The sequence below is a fragment of the Rossellomorea yichunensis genome, from assembly GCF_032337515.1.
Lineage (GTDB): Bacteria > Bacillota > Bacilli > Bacillales > Bacillaceae_B > Rossellomorea > Rossellomorea yichunensis.
On record NZ_JAVYAD010000004.1, the window covers coordinates 247,524 to 269,445 of the forward strand.

Consider the following 21,922-nt stretch of genomic DNA (forward strand, 5'->3'; position numbering starts at 1 on the left):
TTTATGCCAATTTGAAAATTGTTAATTTTCAGTATTTTAATGTGTTAATCTGCTTTTTTAATGTCTTTTAGGTTATTCTTAAAAAAACCATTTAACCCCAATAACCCATTTAACTATAAATCCTATCAAGTAGAATGCATGACATCTTAACCCCGATTTCCTTAAAATAAAGAAGGAGGTAACCAAGATAATCGTAGCAGAAATGACTAAGTATAAAATCACCCTAGGCATAAACAGGTTAAACAAATAGAAAAATAGAGTTACCCTTGTTTTTTCATAGATGTATAGAAGCTTCCTATCAACCAAATCTAATTTAGAAAGCAGACTTATATACTATTACTGAACCAATCCTGTGATTCAAATACAATAACCATCACTTTCTTAGATTAGCCTTCATCAATGATGAAATCTGTTGCTCATCTGTATATGGAATTTGTTCAAGTTGATTGATCACCAGCTCTTGTCGCTGCAATGAATGATTCTGACTCAACTTCGCTTTTCCTTCTATCTTACTGATCTTTATTTTGAAACCTTGAACTCCCTTGCTCATACCGGCGAGATAGTCAGCACCTGCATCCTGTAATCTGTATGTACTGTCAGGAGCTTCATACTTCATGACCATATCATGGAATGATTCCATTAACTCCTTTTCGTCACTCAGAAGCTCGACTTTTCCATACACATGAACGGTCACGTAATTCCAGGTCGGCACTGCTTTATTCGTCTCATACCAGGATGGGGAGATATAACAATGGGGACCATGGAAAACCGCCAGGACGGTTTGATTTTCAATATCTTTCCACTGAGGATTCGGGCGTGCAAAGTGTCCGTATAAGTACTTCCTGTTTACTATTAACGGTATATGAGTGGCACATGGCAATCCATCGTGTTGAGAAAAAAGAGTCGCAAAACTATGTTCTTTCATGATTTCGTAGGCAACCGATTCATCTGTGATCTTAAAATCTTTTGGAATATACATAATGATCCTCCTTCCAGCTATACATTTGTTCGTTTCTCTACTGCTGCGATCGCTTCGATTTCCACCAATTGATCTGTGTATCCCAGTACAGTCACTCCTGATAACGTACTCGGGACGTCATGATCCCCAAACTCTTTTCTTATCGCGTTCCAAGCCGTCACTAAATCCGACTGATTCAGAGAAGCTACAAGGACCCGGGTATATACCACGTCCTTCAAGGAGGCACCACTCTCTTTCAGTACTTCCTTCATATTCTCCACACACAGTTTGGCTTGAAGTTCGTAATCATTGATATGAGGAACTTCCCCTTCTTTATTAAGAGGACAGGCTCCGGCCAAAAACAGAAGATCCATGTCCGAAGGTACTCTTGAAGCGTATGCATAATCAACATGGGCTAAATGTGCTGATCGAATCAATGATATTTTTCTGTTCATGTTGTTCCCTCCATTTATTTTGACGAATCCGAAGACTCACTCATGTTTAAGAGTTCAATACCCCTAAATATTCCTTCCATGGCCCCACATCTTCCATATAACGATTGGAAAACACCCTTACAATTTGAGTAATATGGGTCAAATCATGGACCACCCAAGTGGAGATTAGTTCACGGGCGCTGACCTTGCCAAAAGCAGGATGCATACCCGTTGCATCAAGGGAATACCGAGCCGCTAACTCTTTTAACTCATTCACATTTGTTGCTCTGAGGGAAGCAAATTCCACGATCTTCTCCTCAAGACTTTTTGATGCGTCTTCTTCCAAATGTGAAAAACGATCAAAAACAGGGAACACCGTACTTTCCCCCTCTTCGAAGATCATCTTCAATCTCGGAATCCAATTATGTTTCTCCCCTTCGATTAAATGCTCCACAACTCCAATGGCATTCCAGGTCCCTTCCCCTTCATCACACTCCAACCATCCTTTCGACAAACCGGAAAGGAAATATTCAAGGGTCTTTGGAGTTCTATCCAAGACCTCGATTCCTTCATTTAATTTAAAGTTCATACGCTTTCCTCCTTTAATGGATTTCTTTAGTGAAAAAGTGACGACTGGCTGTTTCACCCTCCCCTTCTTCGCGGTGCCCATCAGAAGGAGTAAATCCAATTGATCTCTTAAGTTAAGTTCGACGTAGAAGAATGAATCCCTTGTTATATTCGGTACATGCCCAACACACAAAAAAATAGGCTGCCCGCTAGTCACGGGCAGCCTAACTGAACGAATCACACAAAATGTACAACAGTTCCAACCACTAAATATCCGATACAAATATACGTTACGATCGTCTTCACTTTCGAGTCACCTTCCATGTTCATCATCGAATGGTGATGTCCGGATTTCATGAACAGTCGATTCAAATAGATGGACACCATCGCCACGACGGCAAATACGATGTTTAGCCAGAAGGTATAATCGATTTGAAAGGGTGATTCATTCATCACTTGTTTTGCGTTTTCCGGGATTAATCCGACAGCCGTAAACGCATAATGCATTCCTAATGCTGTGAGGATGATCGATAGGTAGAAGATACCTGCAATGTATAATGCCGTTTTTAAACCATAATACTTTTTGTGAACCGCAACAATCGGTGGTACGACCAAATCTGAATAGATGAAGGCCATGATTCCTGCAAAGGCCACTCCGCTCGAAGCGAGAATGGTTGCAATGGGGATATTCCCCATGGACCCGATGAATGTGAGCATGGCAACGATCGGACCGATCAGTGCATTTTCCAGTACCTTTAAAAATGAGTCCGGTTGATCGGCGAGGAAGAACATTTTCCACGTATTCTCTGAAATGAATGTGGCCATGATCCCCGCGATGGTAAATCCGATCGTAATCTCTTTCCACACCATTTGCCAATTCATCACAAATTCATGTCCGACCTGATACCAGCCCTCTTTGGACTTGATTTTCTCTTTCCAATTGAATCCTTCTTCGTCTTCCTTCTCGTCCTCCACATGATCCTTCGCTTCCTCCACCAGCTTCTTAGGATAAGTGATTTTCACAAGAATCCAGGTAATAAAGATCAGAACGATGCCCCCGATTATCTCTGCAACCACAAACTGCCACCCTAGAAAGATATAAATAAGTATGCCTAATTCAATCACCAGGTTGGTAGAAGCAAATAGGAAGGCCAGGGTCGGAATAAAATGGGCCCCTTTTTTGAAAAGATTCCGCCCTGCTGCCAGGGCTGCAAAGGAACAGGAGGAGCTGATCGCCCCGAATAGTGTGGATAACCCAACAGACTTCAAGCTTGGATTCCCCATATACTTCACCATTTTATCCTTCTGTACAAAGGCCTGAATCATGGAACTGATTAAGTATCCAAGTACGAATGCCCAACCTGATTTCCAGAAATACCCCAGTGAGGTCTTCGCAGATTCGCCAATCAATTCTAACAAATGACCATCTCCTTTTCTGTAATTGATATATGCTATAGTTCATTGTTACCCACTAATTATGCAGAAACATTGCATCTTGCATGAAAAAGGGGATCTGATTCCCATCACGGCTGTTGTACTATTACCACTAACTGTTTTATGTAACACTTCAAATTCATAGAAAAGTGCCTGGCCCGTTGCGTTCATACAAACGCAACGGGCCAGGCATCAAAATGGGGCCATGGGACCTGTCACCATGGCTCCCTCACTCCACCACCCGCGGACCAACCACATGCAGCACAATATCCGCTGTGAAATGAGCGATCATGGCGAATTCAAGTCCCACAAAGACGAAGAGTGCCCCGAACACAAGCCCTCCTATCCCATTGATGACGAGCATGCTGATGAATAACCCCAGAGTCATATCGAAATTCGACGCCGCCACACCATAATGCATGATGCCGAAGACCAGGGAAGCAACGATGATGGCCGTCCATTTCTTCGCTTTTGTCGCCGTTCCTTTAAACATCTTCACCTGCAGCCAAATGAGCAGGGTGACCAGGAACAGGCGGAAAATCGATTCTTCATTCACGGCCGCTCCAAATGACCCCAATGTCCCCAGCCACCAAGCGGGTTCATTAAGTGAAGAATTGTCCACTCCGAGTGGCTTCGATACGATCAGGCTGAAGATGCTGATGACCACACCTGCGAGTACCCCATAGAGGGCGGATTTCAGGACGGGTTTTCTAAAAGAATGAAGCGGTTGGGTTTTGTTGAAAAAAGATTCGATGATCGGTGCCTTGAGCTTCACCTTCTTAGCGAGCCATAAGGCGATGAACAGCAGGATTCCCGCTTCCAGCAGAACCTGAATGACATAGAACATGGTGAAGGATAGCTTGCTCAGTCCCATGACTTCATGAAGATTCTCCCGTGCCATGGCATAGGGGGCAATCGCCAAAGCGCCCAATATATTCAGGATGAGAAGCGTAAAATAGACCTTCCAGTTGATGATACTCGGTCTTTTCCCCTCATAAGCAGCAGCGACCAATCGATGATCTTCCGTTTCTTCGCTTTCAACATAGCAATCCACTTTTTCCTGAAGATCCCTAATGAACGGCTCTGGGTTGTCCATCGATATCAAAGCCCTCGTTACTATTTTTTTCTGGCCGAAATATCCTCTGGCGTAAATGGGTTCCTTGAAGATGATTTTATATTTCAGTTCATCCATCATGCCGAATACCCGTGTGAACACTCTTGGAAGCATGCTGACATGGTAGGCATTTTTCTCATGGATGATGCCACCGCTCTTGTTATACTGCGTCCTTGCCGGTTGGATGGTGTCTACATCCCTGATATGAAAGGTCAGTGACCTTCTTACCCCGATGTTCATGACAACTTTGTTCCCTTTCAGAATGATCGGCGAGTTCCTGACTAAGTTGTAGTCCCCCAGCATGTAGAGGATGCTGTAGACATGGAGCACAACGAGGATATTTGCCCTGAGGGGATCGATTTCCTTTAAGTAAATGTGAAAGACAATCCCTTCGATCACCTGCTCATGAAGGAGCGCAATGAACAGCCAGAAGTAATTCGATCCTTTGTGATAATAATAGCTCTGGACTCCTTTGTCATTACCTTTCTTCCATTTGAATAAAGCATAGAAAAGAATGATCCACTCTTTTTTCAGGATGGTCATGAACGGGTTGCTGTCCATGTCCCCCCTTCTGTATTTCACAAACAGGATGACGGCACCGACTTCCGCCAGGGTAATGAGTATGATGATTGAGATGATCAACTGAGTATCCATCTGTTTCCCCCTTTAGCTGAAACGCTTCATCTGGAACCAATAAATGAGATATTGAACGACGCCCATTCCGATTAATAGAATGATAGGAACATAAGGAATGTGGTGTAGATAAGCAGTCAGCGCAATGCCGGTTGGAATCGCGAAAGCAAAGAAGATATACACCTTCCTCGTCGCCTTGAACGTCAGCCACTGCATCCCCTCATCTTCTTCCCGCAGTTCCATTGGAATCACGCTCGGCTTGATCCGATTTTGCGGATGCCGTCTGTTATAAACTGGGATGATCGCCATCATGATGAGGATCGGAATCCCGAGCACCATCGAATCCACCACGAGCCAATCCGGGATATGGGCCGCATAATGATCTCCCAACATGATGATCCCAAGGCCAATGATGAGAACGGCATTGAACAGTGGTGACTGAAATATCTTCTTTAACATGAACCTCTCTCCTCTTCCAATCGAAATATCTCTTCCACCGGGACCTCAAATACGTGTGAGATCTTCAGAGCCAGCGTGATGGACGGTGCATAATCCCCTTTTTCGATCAATCCGACCGTCTGTCTGGTGACGCCAACTAGATCAGCCAGATCCTGCTGGGTAAAACGGAACCTGGCGCGCAGTTCACGAACAGAATTATTCAACATCTACCATATTTCTCCTTTAATGGATTAATTAACTTAAATGTAAGGTATCCATTGCATTATGTATAGGATGATTTACTTTATTTGTTAAATGGACAAGGGATTGTGGAGGAATTGTTAATAATTGTATTTTTAGTTGACAAGGGGATTTTTTTGAAGAAAGGAAATGATGAGAGGCGATAGCTACGCTCGTACTCCATCCATTAGATAGTCAATAAGCGAAAAAGAGAGGTGAGTCAATCTTTCATGACTCACCTCTCTTCTCTAACTCTCTCGCCATCCACTCATAGCTGACCACCCCATGAGCCACTTCGAACCCGGCAGCTCTATATAGATTTATAGCCTGGTGATTCTGCTTGCTGACGCAAAGGGTGATTTCAGCAATTTCATCGTGATTGAAAAGCTGTTGGATAGAAGCTTTGACTAGTTGGGTCCCAATCCCCTGTCTTCGATACAAAGGGGAAACCGCAATAAATTCAATATCTCCTTCTGCGTGCTCAGGTTTAGCCTCGATATAGGAATAGCCTTTTATTTGCTGACATTCATCCTTAATAATGAGAAGTTGATTGTGTTGATCGGAAAGGAAACCAAGAATGTCATCAGCACTGTAATATGCGCCCGGAAAGGCGGAATGATGAAGCTCAGAAAATGCCTCCTTGAAATGAGGAGAAAAGTGTTCAACTTCACAGGAATCTACTAAATGAAAATGATCCCGCTTTACTTTAAGAATGAGATGGTCACCCTTCTCTACGGCTTTTATATCAGATAGAAACCCCTTGGCTTGTTCATTTCTTTCATTAATAAAGTAATAGATTCTCTCTAATGGATTTTCAAATGAAGAAAGCAGCCTTATCATAAGTTCATTTGCTATATCCACCCAATCTTCTTCTTCGTTTACAAAAGGTCCCCAAGCTTCTGCGCTTTGATCTTCTAAGTCGATATCAAACCCCAGAGCACCAATAATATGCTCACCTCTGCAGGCAACCAGGAAGGATTTCGATACATCCAAATCGGAAAAATCCGTCTCTAATGAGTCAAGGATTTCACTTGCTTTCTCTCCACAGTATCCAATATGATGCTGTGATTGATTGTTCTTCTTTTCAATAAACCGCGAGAGCTTTTCAAGGCTGCCAGGCGGTTGAATGGTTATTTGCATGGTATTTCCTACCTTCCTAATAGAGAGCCAAAGGGACAGGTCACTTGGCTTCACCGGGCCAAGGTACCTGTCCCCGTGGACGGATTAACACCTCACATACTTCCGCTTAAACCCAATCTTCCCTTTCTCCACTTGCTTCAGAATATCATCGGCAGCCTTCAGGGTGCTGTTCTTTTTCCCTTCCCGTACCATTTCAACAGGTCCGATTTCTTTTGCCGTCTGAAGAGCCAGTTCATGAAGAGGTACATAAGAAACCCCGACTGTCGTGACAAAATTACTCATCGCCGATTTCGTTCGTTCAGGTGCAATGTGGATGGTTTCTTTGACTTGCTCCAGCATTCCCGCGAGCTTCGATTCCGAGAACTCTTCGTCCTTGCGATTCCCAAGCAGCCAGCAGTAGCAGCTCCACCCCGCGGACATTTTCAGCTCTTCCCCGCTTGCGATCCACTTGTCTGCCACGTCTTTAGCGATATCCGCTTCAGCCAAAGTGACCGCCACCACGTAGTCGGAAAGCATATAAAAATACGCCCCTTCGATCCAGCGGTCAAAGTCTGCCTCCGTCATCGCTTTCGGATCGGCAATGACACCGGCAAAATACATGGCGTCGTAATTCCCCGTTGCATATAACTCCTCGGCCAACGCCTGATCCTTCTTGATTTTCCTGGCGATCGGCTTCATCGCACCTGTCGCGACGCCAAAGACCGGCTCGTGGGCACCATTGGATATGTACATTTTCTTCGATCGTTCCTTGCCCAGTGCCTCCAGTTCTTGCATGACCGTTTGTGAATCCATCCTATCCACTTCCTTTATTTTATGGGTTGTCCATCTCAGCACAACTACACTTTAATCAAATCGTTCTATGATTTTTTTGTAAAAGACAGCCCTTTTTCTTTCAGGGCCTCATTCAGAATTCGCACTGCTTTCGGTCCTACCCCATGAATCTTCAGAATATCGGATTCCGACACGCTGGTAAATTGCTCAAGGCGATAAAACCCGGCGTTATGAAGCTCACGGTTCGCGGGTTTACTCATCTTGGGCAATTCGCTTTCTGGTGTTGGGTTATTGGTCATGCCCCTGTCCCCCTCTCTTTTCATCTGTCTTGCAAACAAAATTGAATGGTCCTGTTTAGTATAAGTATTCTCCCTACATAGTGCTGTTCCTTTATTTCATGACAGAAAAAAGAGCTGCCACAATGACAGCTCTTTTTAAGACTACATTCACTCTAGCGCAGGTGCAGGCTTACCTGCTTCGATCAACACTTGATCGCGGCCCAGCATGACGGAAAGGAGAATGGTCAATACGCCTGTTCCGATGAGGAGCCATTCAATGGCGATGATATCTGCCAAGGGTCCGAATATCAGCATTCCAATCGGCATCATCGAGGTGGAGATCATCCCCATGACCCCGAAGACTCTTCCCAAGTAATTCTCTTCGATTTTCTCCTGAAGCAAAACCATTGTCGGTGTATTGAAAATCGGCATGGCCACTCCGAATAATGCCATGAATACGAGATAGAACCAAAAGACCGGAACGATGCCAAGGGCAAAGGTGCAGAACCCCATAATCAGACTTGCGAAGGTCATCGTGGCAATCTTATTTTTAAATCCGCCCCACGAAGCAATGATGGCTCCACCTGCCATCATCCCGATGGAAAAGGCAATTTCGATGGCCGTCAGTCTCCAAATATCGTCCCCGAAGCTTCTGGCGACCTGCAGCGGAGTCAGAAAGGCCGCAGGTGCCATCAGAACAAAGAAGATGGAGAAGAACAGGAAGAACTTCTTCAGGAACCCATGGCTGTTGACATATTGCAAGCCTTGCTTGAAGTCACTGAAGTAGCTTGTTGTTTGTTTGCCCGCTGCCTTCTCATGCACCGAAATTTTTAAGAAGGCCAGCAGTGTGATGATGGCAATGGCTGCCGTAATGACATCGATGAAGAAGATGATTTCAATTGATGCCATCCCAAGTAATGCCGCACTGACCATGGGGGACACGAACATAATGACAGCCTGAATGCTTCCATTTGCCCCGTTCACCTTCGTCAGCTTATCCTTTGGGACAATCTGCGGCAAAATCGCACCGACAGCCGGTGTCTGAATCCCGGTTCCAAGGGCCCGGACTGCTGCCATGACAAACAGCAGCCAGATCGAATCGTATCCCATTAAGAAGAGAATCGCGAGAACCAACGTTGAAGTCGCAATCAGTCCGTCCGATAACACAATCAGCAGCTTCCGGTTATAGCGATCCGCCCAGACACCCGCAACCGGGGACAGGAGGAAGGTCGGGATAAATCCGCAAATGATGAACAACGTCATCATCAACCCGGACTCCGTCTCTAACGTGATATGCCACATGATCGCGTATTGTACAAGGGACGACCCGAATAACGAGATCGTCTGACTGCTTAGAAAGAGAATGATATTCCTTAACCAATCTTCCTTCAGATTTTGATTTACTTTATTCATTTCCCACCAACTCATTTCTATTATATTTACTATAAAAATAAGCCTTGCCTACTTGATATTTTTAAGACATAAAAAAGAGAGGAGACTCCTCCCCTCTTTAAAAATACCGACAAATACAGGTTTTCTTAAAAATAGACAGATCAATCCCATTGCTCTGAACATAGGCAGAGCCTTCAAACGTATTCAATTAACGAGTGAAAAGCGGGAAACGCAATCTGATTGATGCTGTCAACAGAAAAACCTCCATTTCTTTTATAAGTAAGATAATCATAGCAGAGGAACCCTGCTGGGGCAATCGTTTTTTGGGAAACTTCCTTGTCTTATTCTGTTGGATTTTGGTGTTTCAGTATTTCAAAACAGGTAAAAAATACTTAGTTTATCCATTAGACAAACTATTTATTGTTTGCTATAATTCAGAATAATAAAACAAAAGGTAAGGGGGGAATGACGGCAGTGTCCTTTTTTATGCTCGTTTTTGTAAACGCTTTATCACTCTTAACGTAATAATGTAAGCGTTGTCGCGAGCATCATGAACAAAATGGGATCTGCCTCAACACATGATGACAAAGCAAAAAAGTTCACTTTATATTTTTTCTATTACATTAGTAGCCACGCTCGGAGGTCTCCTGTTCGGGTATGATACGGCTGTCATATCAGGGGCTGAAAAATCGATTCAGGCTTATTTGATCGATGGCCTCGGCTTAAGCTCATTCATTCACGGTGCGACGATTTCCAGTGCCCTGATCGGGTGTATCATCGGGGGAGTGATCTCCGGCTATTTTTCATCACGATTCGGACGTAAGAAGTCGCTGATCATTGCTTCGATCCTCTTCTTATTATCTGCTTTAGGGTCCGCTTATCCGGAGTTCCTCTTCTTCTCTGCAGGGGAACCGACGATGGGATTGCTGATTGCCTTTAACTTTTACCGGATCATCGGCGGAATCGGTGTTGGTCTTGCTTCTGCCATCGTACCGATGTACATCGGGGAAATCGCACCGGCAGGGATTCGTGGACGCCTCGTTTCATTTAATCAGTTTGCGATCATATTCGGGATGCTTGTCGTTTATTTTGTCAACTGGGGAATTGCCAAAGGACAGCCCCTGGATTGGATCAATGATGTCGGCTGGAGATACATGTTTGCTTCAGAAGCTATTCCGGCCATATTGTTCTGCGTTTTCCTTTTCTTTGTACCGGAAACGCCTCGTTACCTCTCCCTGAAGAACAAAGATGAAAGCGCATTGGCGATTCTGACGAAGATCAATGGCTCCGCATCTGCAAAGGCAATCCTCCGGGAGATCAAACAATCGGTGAATGTGTCGACTGAAAAGCTCTCCACCTTCGCTTATGGGAAAACCGTCATCATCATCGGAATCCTGCTTTCTGTGTTCCAGCAGTTTGTCGGGATTAATGTGGCTCTGTATTATGCACCCCGGATCTTTGAAAGTATGGGGGCAGCAAAGGATGCTTCCATGATGCAGACGATCGTCATGGGCTTGGTCAATGTCATCTTTACAGTAGTTGCGATCATGACGGTCGATCGCTGGGGACGCAAACCATTGATGATCATCGGTTCAATCGGGATGGCGATCGGGATGTTCGGTGTCGCGGGGCTTGCGTTCTCGAATATCATCGGCATCAGCACGTTAATCTTTATCATTGTGTACACGGCTTCCTTCATGATGTCCTGGGGTCCGATCTGCTGGGTATTGATCTCAGAAATCTTCCCGAACCGCATCCGCGGGCAGGCAGTCGCCATTGCGGTGGCAGCACAGTGGGCAGCGAATTACCTCGTCTCCTCCACGTACCCGATGATGATGGAATACAGCGGCGGGATGACGTACGGAATATATGGTTTGATGAGTGTGCTTTCCGCCATCTTTGTGTGGAAGTTCGTACCTGAAACCAAAGGAAAATCACTTGAACAAATGGAAGACCTGTGGAAGGTGCCTTCTGCAACAAAATCTAAGGCAATATAGTTTCGTATTACGCGGCATCTGTTAAAAAACAGATGCTTCTTTTACAAGATGAACAGAATACTTTACATATGGGGTGGAAGCATGAAAATCGACATAAAACATCTTCAACGGGATTGGAAAGAGTATACCTTACGGAACGATCATGGAATGTCTGTAATTCTATTAAACTACGGGGGAATCATCACAAGGGTAATGGTGCCTGATCAGGACGGCACGGTTGAAAATGTGATGATCGGATATAAACAGGCTGAGGATTACGAGACGAATCCTCATTTCTTCGGAGCATTGATCGGCCCTGTTGCCGGCAGGATCCAGGGTGCCGCCTTTGAACTGGATGGGAATGTCTATATGCTTGAAGCAAATGATGGAGAAAATCATTTACACGGAGGCTCAAATGGATTTCATCAGGTCCTCTGGGACACGGAACCCTTACAGGATGAGGACCGGGTCGGGGTGGTTCTCTCCTATTCACGTAAGGACGGTGAGGGAGGATATCCCGGCACGATCGATGTGTCTGTCACATACCTTTTAACAAATGAAAATGAACTGATTCTCGAATATGAGGCAGTGACGGATCAGTCCACTCCCCTTACCTTAACAAATCATGCTTACTTTAATTTAAGCGGGAATGGAAAAGAGACGATCCATCATCATCATGTCACGATCGACAGCCACCAATTTCTTGAGCTCGATAAGGAGTTGATCCCGACTGGGACGGTGTTGGATGCTGCCGATACCCCATTTGATTTCCGAAAGGGGCGCAGACTGCAAGACGGTATAACGGCGCAAACGGAGCAGAACGACATTGCCGGTCATGGCTACGATCACTATTTCCTGTTTGATCACAGCAGGTCAGAAAGCGTCATGATGACAGAACAAACGAGCGGTCGTGTGCTGACCATCGAGACGGATCAACCCGGCATGGTCATGTATACGGCGAATAATCTCCAAAACGGACTGGAGCTTCATGGAGGAACGTCGAGAAAGCATTTGGGCGTCTGCTTTGAAACACAATGTCCGCCTGCCTCTCTCCATCATGATGGCCTGCCCCCTGTCATCCTGCAGCCGAATGAACGCTATCAGCAGCGCACTGTATTTACCTTTTCAACTGAGAAATAAAGGAACCTCCAGCCTTTAGCTGGAGGTTCTACTAATATGCTCCCCGAATATGGGTATGGACCTCTTTTTCGTAAAAACTTTTCAATGTCTGCAGTTCCTCAGGACTGAATTCCTTTGCATTCAGCGCCTTAAGATTATCCTCGACCTGCTTGACACTTCTGAAACCTGGAATGACACTCGATACCTCTTCCTGCTGAAGGATCCACTTGATCGCAGCTCTGGTACGGTTGCCTCTCCCTTTTTCGATCCAGTTCAGTTCATCACTCAGTTCGACCCCTTTTTTGAAGTCCAATCCACCAAAGGTTTCCCCGACGTTGAACGCTTCCCCGTTGCGGTTGAAGCTGCGGTGATCATCACTCTCGAATGTCGTGTCTTTTGTAAACTTACCTGTTAATAGCCCGCTTGCCAACGGTACACGGGCAAGAATCCCGACATCCTTTTCCATCGCCATCGGGAACAGCTTTTCCAGCGGTTTTTGTCTTAACAGATTGAAGATGACCTGCAGGGAGCTTGCCTTTGTATGCTCGAGACAGAAGATGCCTTCTTCTACTGTTTCGACACTCACACCGTAGTAGCGGATTTTCCCTTCTTCCTTCAGCTTTTCCAGTACCTCGAATACGCTGCCTTCCTTTAGGATTTCCAACGGTGGACAATGAATCTGGTACAGATCGATTGCTTCCCTGTCCAGCCTTCTTAAGCTGTTCTCGCAAAATGCCCGCACGCTATCCATTGAATAGGTCCGAGGGTCATGGATATCGGCGCTGCGGCAAAATTTCGTCGCGATCTGGATCGATGCTACCTTCCCTTTAGTCGATTTCGCAAGCAGTTCTTCACTATGTCCGTCCCCATACACATCTGCCGTATCAAAGAAGTTCACCCCTGCATCCATCGCCTTGTCCAATGCCTTCAGTGCTTCCTGGTCATCGAGCTTGCCCCAGGCGCCGCCGATGGCCCATGTCCCAAAACTTAATTCACTTATGTTCAGATCCGTGTTACCCAGCTGATTATATTTCAATGCTTCCCTCTCCTCTCTTTCATACGAGAAAGGCTGCCTATAGAAGCAGTGGAACTCTCTTCTGAAGCAGCCTTATCATCTGTCGGTATTATTTTCGATAGTTTACCAGTTTTTCATTTAACGATTTTGTTTGCCCGTATACGTCCTGATAGAGATGGAACAATTCCTTATATATCTCTACGTTGGCGTCATTCGGGATGAACTCTCTCTCTACTTTCAGAAACTCATCGGCACATTCCTTCAGGGAATCGAACCAGCCGCACCCATAGGCTGCTAGCATCGCTGCTCCCATTCCCGGCCCCTGCTCACTCGAGAGCTTCACGATTCTGGCGTTGAAGATGTCCGCCTGCATTTGCAGCCAGTCTTCATTCTTCGTCCCGCCTCCAGTGGAGACAATCGTCTCGATTTGCTTGCCGCTGCCGCGGAAGATCGCCAAGGATTCATTCAATGAAAAGGTGATGCCTTCCATGACTGCCCGTACAAAGTCCTTTCGTTCATGGGAGCTGTCCATGCCGATAAAGCTCGCCCGAATCGCAGCATCTGCATGAGGGGTCCGTTCCCCCGCCACATACGGTGTAAACAGTAAACCATTTGACCCGGGAGGCACGGTCCCTGCCTCCCTCACCAACTCTTCAAAGCTTTCATCCTTGGCAAACACATTCCTGAACCAGCTCAGGCTGTAACCTGCTGCAAGGGTGACACCCATCGTATAATAAGCTTCCGGGGCCCCGTGATTAAAGTAATGGACCTTCCCCTCGAAATCCTTGTCATTGCCGGATTCATAGGATAGCACTACACCAGAGGTCCCGATGCTGCATAGAGTCTTGCCTTCTTCTAATATTCCGGATCCGATTGCGCCGCACGCATTATCCGCTCCCCCGGCAAATACTTGGGTGGAAGTGGATAGACCAGTCGATTCTGCGATTTCAGGGCTTATGCTGCCCGTCTTCTCATAGGAATCGACCAATGGTGGACAAATCGCGGGGTCAATTCCCAGGAGGTCGCAGATTTCTTTGCTCCATGCTTTTTCCCCGATATCCAACAACAGCGTTCCTGCTGCATCGGAATAGTCCATATGCAGCTTCCCCGTCAACTTGTAGCGGAGATAATCCTTCGGAAGCACAAAGGTTTTCGCTTTCTCATAGATTTCCGGCTCATGCTCCTTCACCCAAAGGAGCTTTGGAAGCGTAAAGCCTTCCAATGCAGGATTTTTCGTAATCGAGAGCAAGCGTTCTTCTCCGATGACCTCGTATATCTGACTGCATTGTGCGGTCGTTCTTGTATCGTTCCAGAGGATGGCATTGCGAAGCACTTCGTTGTTCTCCTCAAGGAGTACAAGTCCATGCATTTGGCCTGAAAAGCTGATGCCCTCGATATCTTCCGTATCGCCCTGGAAGTTTTGCAGGAGATCAGACAATCCAGCAACGGTCTGATCCACCCACGCTTTCGGATCCTGTTCACTGAAACCCGTTCTTTCTTGGATTAGTTCGTAATCCTTTGAAACCTCCTGAACGACTTCCCCGGTTTGGTTCACCAGCAGGATTTTCACTGCACTTGTTCCCAGATCAACGCCGATTACGTATTTCATCACTACACCTCTTCTACGTTTAACCTTATTCTCCAGCGTATGCTTTCAGTAAATATTGATTGATGGTTGCCTTGATCTTCTCAAGACGGCCTGATTGGTGCTTCACTTCTGTTAAGCCCAGCGCATGCTCCTCAAGCTTGCGGAAGTCTGAATTTCCTTCCACGATTTCAAGACCGATGCCTTCTGTGTAGCTCTTATAACGATTTTCAACCACACCATCCAGAACGTTATCATCAATCAGCTTCTGAGCAACCTTAAGCCCGACTGCGAAACTGTCCATTCCGGCGATATGCGCATGGAATAAATCCTCCGGCTCGAAAGAACCTCTTCTCACTTTCGCGTCGAAGTTCAGACCGCCGCGGCCAAGTCCTCCATTTTTAAGGATTTCATACATTGCAAGAGTCGTAGAATACAAGTCTGTCGGAAATTCGTCTGTATCCCAGCCAAGTAACGGATCGCCCTGGTTGGCATCCACTGAACCGAGCATGTTGTTCACACGTGCATAGCGCAGTTCATGCTCGAATGTATGTCCTGCCAATGTCGCGTGATTCGCTTCGATATTGAACTTGAAGTGGTCCTGCAGTCCGTAATTCTGAAGGAACGCAAAGCCTGTCGCCACATCGAAATCATACTGATGAGTCGTTGGCTCTTTCGGTTTTGGCTCGATGAGGAATTGCGCATCAAAGCCGATTTCCTTCGCATAATCAACAGCCATATGAAGGAAGCGTCCCAGGTTATCCATCTCAAGCTTCATGTCTGTATTAAGAAGGGTTTCGTAGCCTTCACGTCCGCCCCAGAATACATAGTTTTCTGCACCTAATTCCTTCCCTACTTCCAATCCTTTCTTCACTTTCGCTGCAGAGTAAGCGAAGATGTCTGCGCTATTGGACGTAGCAGCACCATGGATAAAGCGGGGATGCGTGAAATTGTTCGCCGTGTTCCAAAGTAATTTCGTTTTGCTGTCTTTCATGTAGTCCTTTATCATACTTACGATTGTATCAAGATTTTGATTGGTTTCTCTTAAGCTGCTTCCTTCCGGGGCAATATCGACATCATGGAAACAGAAGAATGGTACATCAAGCTTTTCAAAGAATTCGAAAGCCGCTTCTACGCGTGCCTTTGCTAAATCCATTCCCGTATATTGATCCCATGAGCGGATCATTGTGCCGCTTCCGAATGGATCGGAGCCGTCCATCGTGAAGGTATGCCAGTAAGCTACACCAAAACGCAGGATTTCCTCCATTGTTTTGCCACCGATTTCTTCCTTTGGATTATAAAATTTAAACGCAAATGGGTTGGTTGATGTTGAACCTTCGTAGTTAATTTTGTCGATGTTCTTAAAGTAAGCCATTGATCGTTCCTCCTAAAATTTTATAATGAAGTGCTTCAACTTCCGGCTCACCGCCCATCCGGATGAGCGATAATGATTCGGATTTTCCTTACTGCCACTCGAAACGTGATCAGCTTTTATAACAGGTTCTCTATATGCGGACGAACCGATTGGCCGCCTGCACCAATTTATAAATGTAAATGCTTACAACGTCATTATAGCAACATAGCGTTAGTTTGTCTATTGAATAAACTAAGTTTTTATAAACTACTGCCAAACAAGCCCCGATACCGTATAATAGTTCATGATTGCGCATACAACTTACTCATCGATGGAGGTGGCTATGTCCATGAACACGTTAAACAGTGCGATCTACACCATCTTTGAATGGATCACGCGTTTCGCTTTCATAAATATTTTATGGGTACTCTTTACCTTGGCAGGGGGCATCCTGTTCGGCTTCTTTCCTTCTACGGTGGCCATGTTCGCGATTGTACGGAATTGGTTAAGGGGAAATACAGAGGAACCCGTATTCAGCGCCTTCTTGACCTATTTCAAAAGAGAATTCTGGAAGAGCAACCGCCTGGGAATCGTCATCATCGCGGCCTCACTCCTGATCGGCCTCGATATCTGGTATATCCAAATGGATCTCCGTGAGCTGTTCACCTGGACCCATATTCCGCTATTCGCCTTTATGCTGCTCTTTCTATTCTTCTCCTTTTATCTGTTACCGGCCTTTGTACATTTCGATATGAGCGTGAGGCAACTGATCAAACAAGCGTTTCTGATCATGCTGATCCATCCACTCCATACGCTGTTGATGTTACTTTGTCTCGGTTCCCTTTTCTTTATCATGTACAGGGTACCGGCTCTTGCGTTTATCTTCGGCGGCAGCGCTTATGCCTTTATCACGACATGGCTTAGCCTGCATGCATTCAAACGGATTCAGGGGAAACAGGCATAATAAAAAAATCACTTCTCTCTCGAAGTGATTTTTTTTATTGCTTATCCCTTTACCGCACTTGAAGAAATTCCTTCCACAACTTTATTGCTGAAGAAGAGGAATGCAAGCAGGATCGGCAGCACACTGATAATGAGCGTGGCACCTATGGCTCCCCAGTCGGTCATGTATTGCCCGATGAAATTCTGGATCCCGACGGTAAGGGTTTTGTATTCGTCGGAGCTGATAAATGTGTTCACAAAGACAAACTCATTCCAATTGTAAATCATATTGATAATGACTGTCGTCGACATGATCGGGATTGTCATCGGCAGGATGATTTTGAAAAACATCCGATGAACCGAACATCCGTCCATTATAGCCGCCTCTTCTATCTCACGGGGTAACGTATAATAGAATCCAAGCAGAATCATCATCGTAATCGGCAGATTATAGGCCGTATACGTAATGACGATCGACCATGGATTATCAATTAAATTCACATTTAAAAACATGCTGAATAGCGGTATGATGGCTGAATGAATCGGAATCATCAGCCCAACCATGAATAACCCCAATACCAGTTTACTTAGCTTCCACTGCATTCTGGTTATGACGAATGTCGCCATGCTTGCAAACAATACCGTCAAGATGATCGCTACACCTGTAATCCAGATACTGTTCCAGAAGTAAATCCCGATTCCTCCTTCCCATACCTTCGCATAATTCTCCCATCTGAATTCAGAAGGCAGGGAAAATGGAGATTTCGAGAAGATATCCTGGTTATCCTTTAATGAAAACAGGAACAGCCAGATGACTGGAAAGATCTGAAAGACCGCGACGATGGCTAAACAAAGATAGAGAATAAAGTAACCCGCACGCTTCATGGTCTAACCCCCTTCAATATTGAATTTCTTCTTTGGTCGCAGTGACTTTACGGACGATGACGGTCACGATTAATGTGATGATCAACAGCAGGAAGCCGATGGCGCTTCCGTATCCAAAGTCATTACTTGAAAAAGCCAGTTTATACATATAAGAAGCCATTACTTCACTGGCACCGTTCGGCCCGCCGCCGGTCATGACATAAATCAGATCAAAATACTTCAGTGATCCGACAACCGCAAGCACAATGGTCACCTTGACGACTCCCATTATTAAAGGCAGCTTGATTTTATAGGCTATTTGAAGAGGTGTCGCCCCATCGATTCTTGCCGCTTCCACCAGGGATTCCGGGATATTCTTCAAGGCAGCATAGTATATCAAGATGTAGAAACCCGCATATTGCCATAGAATCGGGATGAAGATGGCATACAATACAACGGATGGTTCAGCAAGCCACGCCGGCGGATCATCTACTCCGATCGCCATCAGTATGCTATTGAGCATCCCGTTCGACGGGTTAAACACCTTGATCCATAACTGGGCGATAGCAACGGATGACAACAACATCGGAATCAAATAGATCTTCCTTAAAAGGTCGGCCCCTTTGATTTTTGAAGCCAATATTAACGAGATTGCCAGATAAATAATCAGACTAAGTGTTGAAAATACAGCAAGTAAAAAAGAATGAAGTGCACTATCCCAGAACTTCTCATCAGAAATCGCATGGATATAATTATCAAGCCCTATGAACTCCATCTCCCCGATGCCATCCCAGTCCATCAAACCGTAGTACGCAGTCAGGATTAATGGGATGAAAATGAAGACACCGATCAAAAGGAGTGCAGGGAGAACGTAACAGGCGATAATCCACTTGTTAGACATTACTTTATTCATAACATTCAACCCCATATTTAAAAATAGAAAAGGACAATCCAGCCTACGGGTATGTCCTTTACTTTAATTGACCATCAGAAAATCTATTATTCTTCCGAAAGTGCCTTTTCATGTTCTTTTGCAAATTCCTCCGGTGTAACTTCTTTACCAAAGAGCGATTGGATCATATCCAGGTGAACCTGTGCGACATCTGCGCTCATTTGAACGTCTGCGAATAATGTAATGTTGCTGGCATTGTTTAGATCATCCAATACGTCGACATACATATCCGGAAGATCCAATGACTCAGCATCGACCTTCGTTGCAGGGATGACCCCGGCATCGGTCACCGACTTCTCTCCCCATTCCTGTACGAAGAAGGAGGCAAATTCTTTCGCTTCTTCCTTCACATCCGAGTCTTCCGCAACGAATAGTCCTACCCCTGGACCTCCGACGAAGCTGTTCATATCTCCATTCCCATCAACCGTCGGGAAGTTGAAGTATCCGACAGAATCCCTGAACTCTTGCGGAACATCTTCATTGGTTGTGTAGTTTGGCAGATCCCATGTCGCAATCAAGTACATGGCAGCCTGTTCGTTCATAAACATGCTCTTCGCTTCTTCATCTGAAAGACCATTGAATCCTTTGACAAAAGCGTCCATACCAACTAAATCCTGTACTTTTTCCGCGGCTGAAACAAGTGCAGGGTCTTCGAACGAACCCGTTCGGTTGATCGCATTCGTCAAGACGTCTCCCCCGCCTATCCGGTCCGCCAGGTACATATACCATAACGATCCAGTCCAGCGATCCTTGTTTCCAAGAGCGATTGGCGCCACATCATTTTTCTTCAACGTCTTTACGACATTTTCTAATTCTTCATATGTTTTCGGTGCTTCCAAGTTATATTTATCGAAAATCGCTTTATTGTAGAAAACCGTGGCAATGTTCAATTCAAGGGGCAGTCCGTAAGTGCTTCCATTCACTTCATACGCTTCTGCCGTACCTGAGACGAATTTGTCCTTTAAATCCCCTTCAAGCAAATCATCTAAAGGTGCAAACTTCTCCCCGCTTACATAAGGATCCAAGAATCCTGCAGCCCAAGTCATCCCCACATCCGGTAATTCATTCGAAGTTGATAGTACTTTAAGCTTATCCTTGTACTGCTCATTGCTCAGCACTTCAAGGTCCACTTTCACATCAGGATGATCACTTTCAAAATCCTTGATGATACCGCTTACAATCTCATTGTGCTGCTTCGAGCTTCCTTCGGGCCAAAGATGCATGAACTCGATTGTTTTCTCATCTCCGGACCCATTGGCCTTCTCATCAGATCCAGAACAGCCGGTGATCAGTAACAGAGAGGAAAAAAGAGTGAAGACTGTTGTAACCGCTTTCTTATTTCTCAAACTAAATACCCCCAATATTCGTTTTTTTGAAACCAGATATGTTACTGATTTTAGATTACCACCGAAAACAATGTTTGTCTAGTGGATAAACTAAGTTTATAATAGAATTAGAAAATGGTACACTAAAGGAAAAATTGAGAAAGAATGGAGCTTCCAAATGAAAATGTCACAAACCTACAATCAGCATGTTGTCAAAAAAGGCAACAAGTCATTAGTTTTACAAACCATTCAGGAATTCACCCCTATCTCAAGAGCAGACATTGCCAATCAAACAGGGTTGAACAAAGGAACGGTCTCCTCCCAGGTAAGTGAGCTCCTTAACGAAAACCTGATCCTCGAGTCCGGTCCCGGAGTCTCAAGCGGCGGAAGAAGACCCGTCATGCTGTTATTCAACCATTTAGCTGGATACTCCATCGGGGTGGATATTGGTGTGAACTATATTCTCGGAATCCTGACCGACCTGCAGGGCAACATCAGGAATGAAAAACTGATTAAATTTCAAGATCGAACGTATGAAGAAATAAAGGACGAACTGTTTACCATTGTCGATTCCCTGATTGAGTCAATGCCTGAAAGCCCCTATGGATTGGTAGGTATCGGAATCGGGGTCCCGGGAACCGTCAGCACAGACGGAGAGATTCTCCTCGCTCCAAATTTAAATTGGAAGAATATCAACTTTAGAAAGACAATGGAAGCCAAATATAACGTTCCCGTTCAAATCGAGAATGAAGCAAACGCGGGGGCATACGGCGAGAAGAAATTCGGTGCAGGTAAAGATTCCAGCAATATCATTTATGTCAGTGTCGGGATCGGGATCGGCGTCGGTCTTATTTTAAATGGTCAGCTGTATAAAGGAAATAATGGTTTTTCCGGAGAACTTGGCCACATGACCATTGAAGTCGACGGTCCGGAATGCCGATGCGGGAACCAGGGCTGCTGGGAATTATATGCGTCGGAAAAAGCACTCGTCCAATCTGCCACAGATCATGGCATCAAGCCCGAAAGCGGTCAGGCGCTTTCTCTTGAAAGCTTAAATGAACTTGCCGAAAACGGGGACGCACATGTCATTCGTGTATTCGAAGAAATCGGTGGATATCTGGGTATCGGGATCAATAACATCATCAATATCTTCAATCCTGAACAAGTCATCATCGGAAATCGCCTGGCATCGTGCTCTAAATGGCTGGAAGAACCATTAAAGAAGAAACAAGGTCAGACTCTGTTTACGCATCAGAAAGATTTGAGCATCGATTTTTCACAGTTATCCACTCATGCCACTGCATTGGGCGTGGCTGCTTATGCAAGTGAAAACTTCTTAACCATCGATATCCAGGAAGTGTAAATCTATTTTCTAGTAGGAGAGGTGCAGA

21 protein-coding genes are annotated in these 21,922 nt (G+C 45.2%); 4 read left to right on the plus strand and 17 right to left on the minus strand.

The window, feature by feature from the left end; all coding sequences use genetic code 11:
* Positions 1–373: 373 nt before the first annotated feature.
* The 11 genes from RSX31_RS12205 to RSX31_RS12255 form a co-directional block, all read right to left on the minus strand.
* Positions 374–979, minus strand: a complete 606-nt coding sequence (locus RSX31_RS12205; protein ID WP_315634726.1) for an FMN-binding negative transcriptional regulator — start codon at positions 977–979, stop codon at positions 374–376.
* A 17-nt stretch (positions 980–996) separates the two neighbouring features.
* Complete coding sequence (locus tag RSX31_RS12210) at positions 997–1,413, minus strand: RidA family protein (RefSeq protein ID WP_315634727.1); 417 nt, start codon at positions 1,411–1,413, stop codon at positions 997–999.
* 46 nt (positions 1,414–1,459) lie between these two features.
* A complete protein-coding gene (locus tag RSX31_RS12215) occupies positions 1,460–1,981 on the minus strand; it encodes a DinB family protein (protein ID WP_315634728.1) in 522 nt (173 codons plus the stop codon).
* A gap of 215 nt (positions 1,982–2,196) precedes the next feature.
* Positions 2,197–3,378 carry a permease gene (locus tag RSX31_RS12220; RefSeq protein WP_315634729.1) on the minus strand — a complete coding sequence of 394 codons (1,182 nt, stop codon included), beginning with the start codon at positions 3,376–3,378 and terminating at the stop codon, positions 2,197–2,199.
* A 244-nt stretch (positions 3,379–3,622) separates the two neighbouring features.
* Positions 3,623–5,161: a CPBP family intramembrane glutamic endopeptidase gene (locus tag RSX31_RS12225; protein ID WP_315634730.1), complete on the minus strand. Its 1,539-nt coding sequence runs from the start codon at positions 5,159–5,161 to the stop codon at positions 3,623–3,625.
* 12 nt (positions 5,162–5,173) lie between these two features.
* On the minus strand, positions 5,174–5,599 hold the full coding sequence (locus RSX31_RS12230; protein WP_315634731.1) for a hypothetical protein: 426 nt from the start codon (positions 5,597–5,599) through the stop codon (positions 5,174–5,176).
* Entirely contained in the window at positions 5,593–5,805 is a 213-nt protein-coding gene (locus tag RSX31_RS12235; protein ID WP_315634732.1) for a helix-turn-helix transcriptional regulator, read from the minus strand. The genes RSX31_RS12230 and RSX31_RS12235 overlap by 7 nt, the downstream gene beginning before the upstream one ends.
* Before the next feature lie 241 nt (positions 5,806–6,046).
* On the minus strand, positions 6,047–6,958 hold the full coding sequence (locus RSX31_RS12240) for a GNAT family N-acetyltransferase (protein WP_315634733.1): 912 nt from the start codon (positions 6,956–6,958) through the stop codon (positions 6,047–6,049).
* Positions 6,959–7,042: 84 nt separating this feature from the next.
* Positions 7,043–7,750 carry a DNA alkylation repair protein gene (locus tag RSX31_RS12245; protein WP_315634734.1) on the minus strand — a complete coding sequence of 236 codons (708 nt, stop codon included), beginning with the start codon at positions 7,748–7,750 and terminating at the stop codon, positions 7,043–7,045.
* Positions 7,751–7,815: 65 nt separating this feature from the next.
* Positions 7,816–8,028 carry a helix-hairpin-helix domain-containing protein gene (locus tag RSX31_RS12250; protein ID WP_315634735.1) on the minus strand — a complete coding sequence of 71 codons (213 nt, stop codon included), beginning with the start codon at positions 8,026–8,028 and terminating at the stop codon, positions 7,816–7,818.
* 147 nt (positions 8,029–8,175) lie between these two features.
* The gene (locus tag RSX31_RS12255) at positions 8,176–9,420 is read right to left on the minus strand and encodes an MFS transporter (RefSeq protein ID WP_315634736.1); all 1,245 of its coding nucleotides are present in this window, start codon (positions 9,418–9,420) and stop codon (positions 8,176–8,178) included.
* A 560-nt stretch (positions 9,421–9,980) separates the two neighbouring features.
* Between RSX31_RS12255 and xylE the strand changes: the two genes are divergently transcribed.
* Together xylE and RSX31_RS12265 are read left to right on the plus strand one after the other, a co-directional pair.
* Entirely contained in the window at positions 9,981–11,396 is a 1,416-nt protein-coding gene (xylE, locus tag RSX31_RS12260) for a D-xylose transporter XylE (RefSeq protein WP_315634945.1), read from the plus strand.
* An 81-nt stretch (positions 11,397–11,477) separates the two neighbouring features.
* Positions 11,478–12,515 carry an aldose epimerase family protein gene (locus RSX31_RS12265; protein ID WP_315634737.1) on the plus strand — a complete coding sequence of 346 codons (1,038 nt, stop codon included), beginning with the start codon at positions 11,478–11,480 and terminating at the stop codon, positions 12,513–12,515.
* A 31-nt stretch (positions 12,516–12,546) separates the two neighbouring features.
* Here RSX31_RS12265 and RSX31_RS12270 read toward each other — a convergent pair whose 3' ends face one another.
* From RSX31_RS12270 to xylA, 3 genes are all read right to left on the minus strand, one after another.
* Positions 12,547–13,530 (minus strand): aldo/keto reductase, encoded by a 984-nt coding sequence (locus RSX31_RS12270; protein WP_315634738.1) that lies wholly within the window; start codon positions 13,528–13,530, stop codon positions 12,547–12,549.
* A gap of 88 nt (positions 13,531–13,618) precedes the next feature.
* Positions 13,619–15,118, minus strand: a complete 1,500-nt coding sequence (gene xylB / locus RSX31_RS12275) for a xylulokinase (RefSeq protein ID WP_315634739.1) — start codon at positions 15,116–15,118, stop codon at positions 13,619–13,621.
* 25 nt (positions 15,119–15,143) lie between these two features.
* Positions 15,144–16,469, minus strand: a complete 1,326-nt coding sequence (gene xylA / locus RSX31_RS12280; RefSeq protein ID WP_148994847.1) for a xylose isomerase — start codon at positions 16,467–16,469, stop codon at positions 15,144–15,146.
* 328 nt (positions 16,470–16,797) lie between these two features.
* Between xylA and RSX31_RS12285 the strand changes: the two genes are divergently transcribed.
* On the plus strand, positions 16,798–17,412 hold the full coding sequence (locus tag RSX31_RS12285; RefSeq protein ID WP_315634740.1) for a YesL family protein: 615 nt from the start codon (positions 16,798–16,800) through the stop codon (positions 17,410–17,412).
* A 41-nt stretch (positions 17,413–17,453) separates the two neighbouring features.
* On the opposite strand, the gene RSX31_RS12290 is transcribed toward RSX31_RS12285, so the two are convergent.
* From RSX31_RS12290 to RSX31_RS12300, 3 genes are all read right to left on the minus strand, one after another.
* Positions 17,454–18,275, minus strand: coding sequence for a carbohydrate ABC transporter permease (locus RSX31_RS12290; protein WP_148967542.1), 822 nt, complete (start codon positions 18,273–18,275; stop codon positions 17,454–17,456).
* A 13-nt stretch (positions 18,276–18,288) separates the two neighbouring features.
* Positions 18,289–19,167 (minus strand): carbohydrate ABC transporter permease, encoded by an 879-nt coding sequence (locus RSX31_RS12295; RefSeq protein ID WP_148967541.1) that lies wholly within the window; start codon positions 19,165–19,167, stop codon positions 18,289–18,291.
* 86 nt (positions 19,168–19,253) lie between these two features.
* Positions 19,254–20,552, minus strand: coding sequence for an extracellular solute-binding protein (locus RSX31_RS12300; protein ID WP_315634741.1), 1,299 nt, complete (start codon positions 20,550–20,552; stop codon positions 19,254–19,256).
* Positions 20,553–20,709: 157 nt separating this feature from the next.
* Between RSX31_RS12300 and RSX31_RS12305 the strand changes: the two genes are divergently transcribed.
* A complete protein-coding gene (locus tag RSX31_RS12305) occupies positions 20,710–21,894 on the plus strand; it encodes an ROK family transcriptional regulator (RefSeq protein WP_315634742.1) in 1,185 nt (394 codons plus the stop codon).
* The last annotated feature ends 28 nt before the right edge of the window (positions 21,895–21,922 follow it).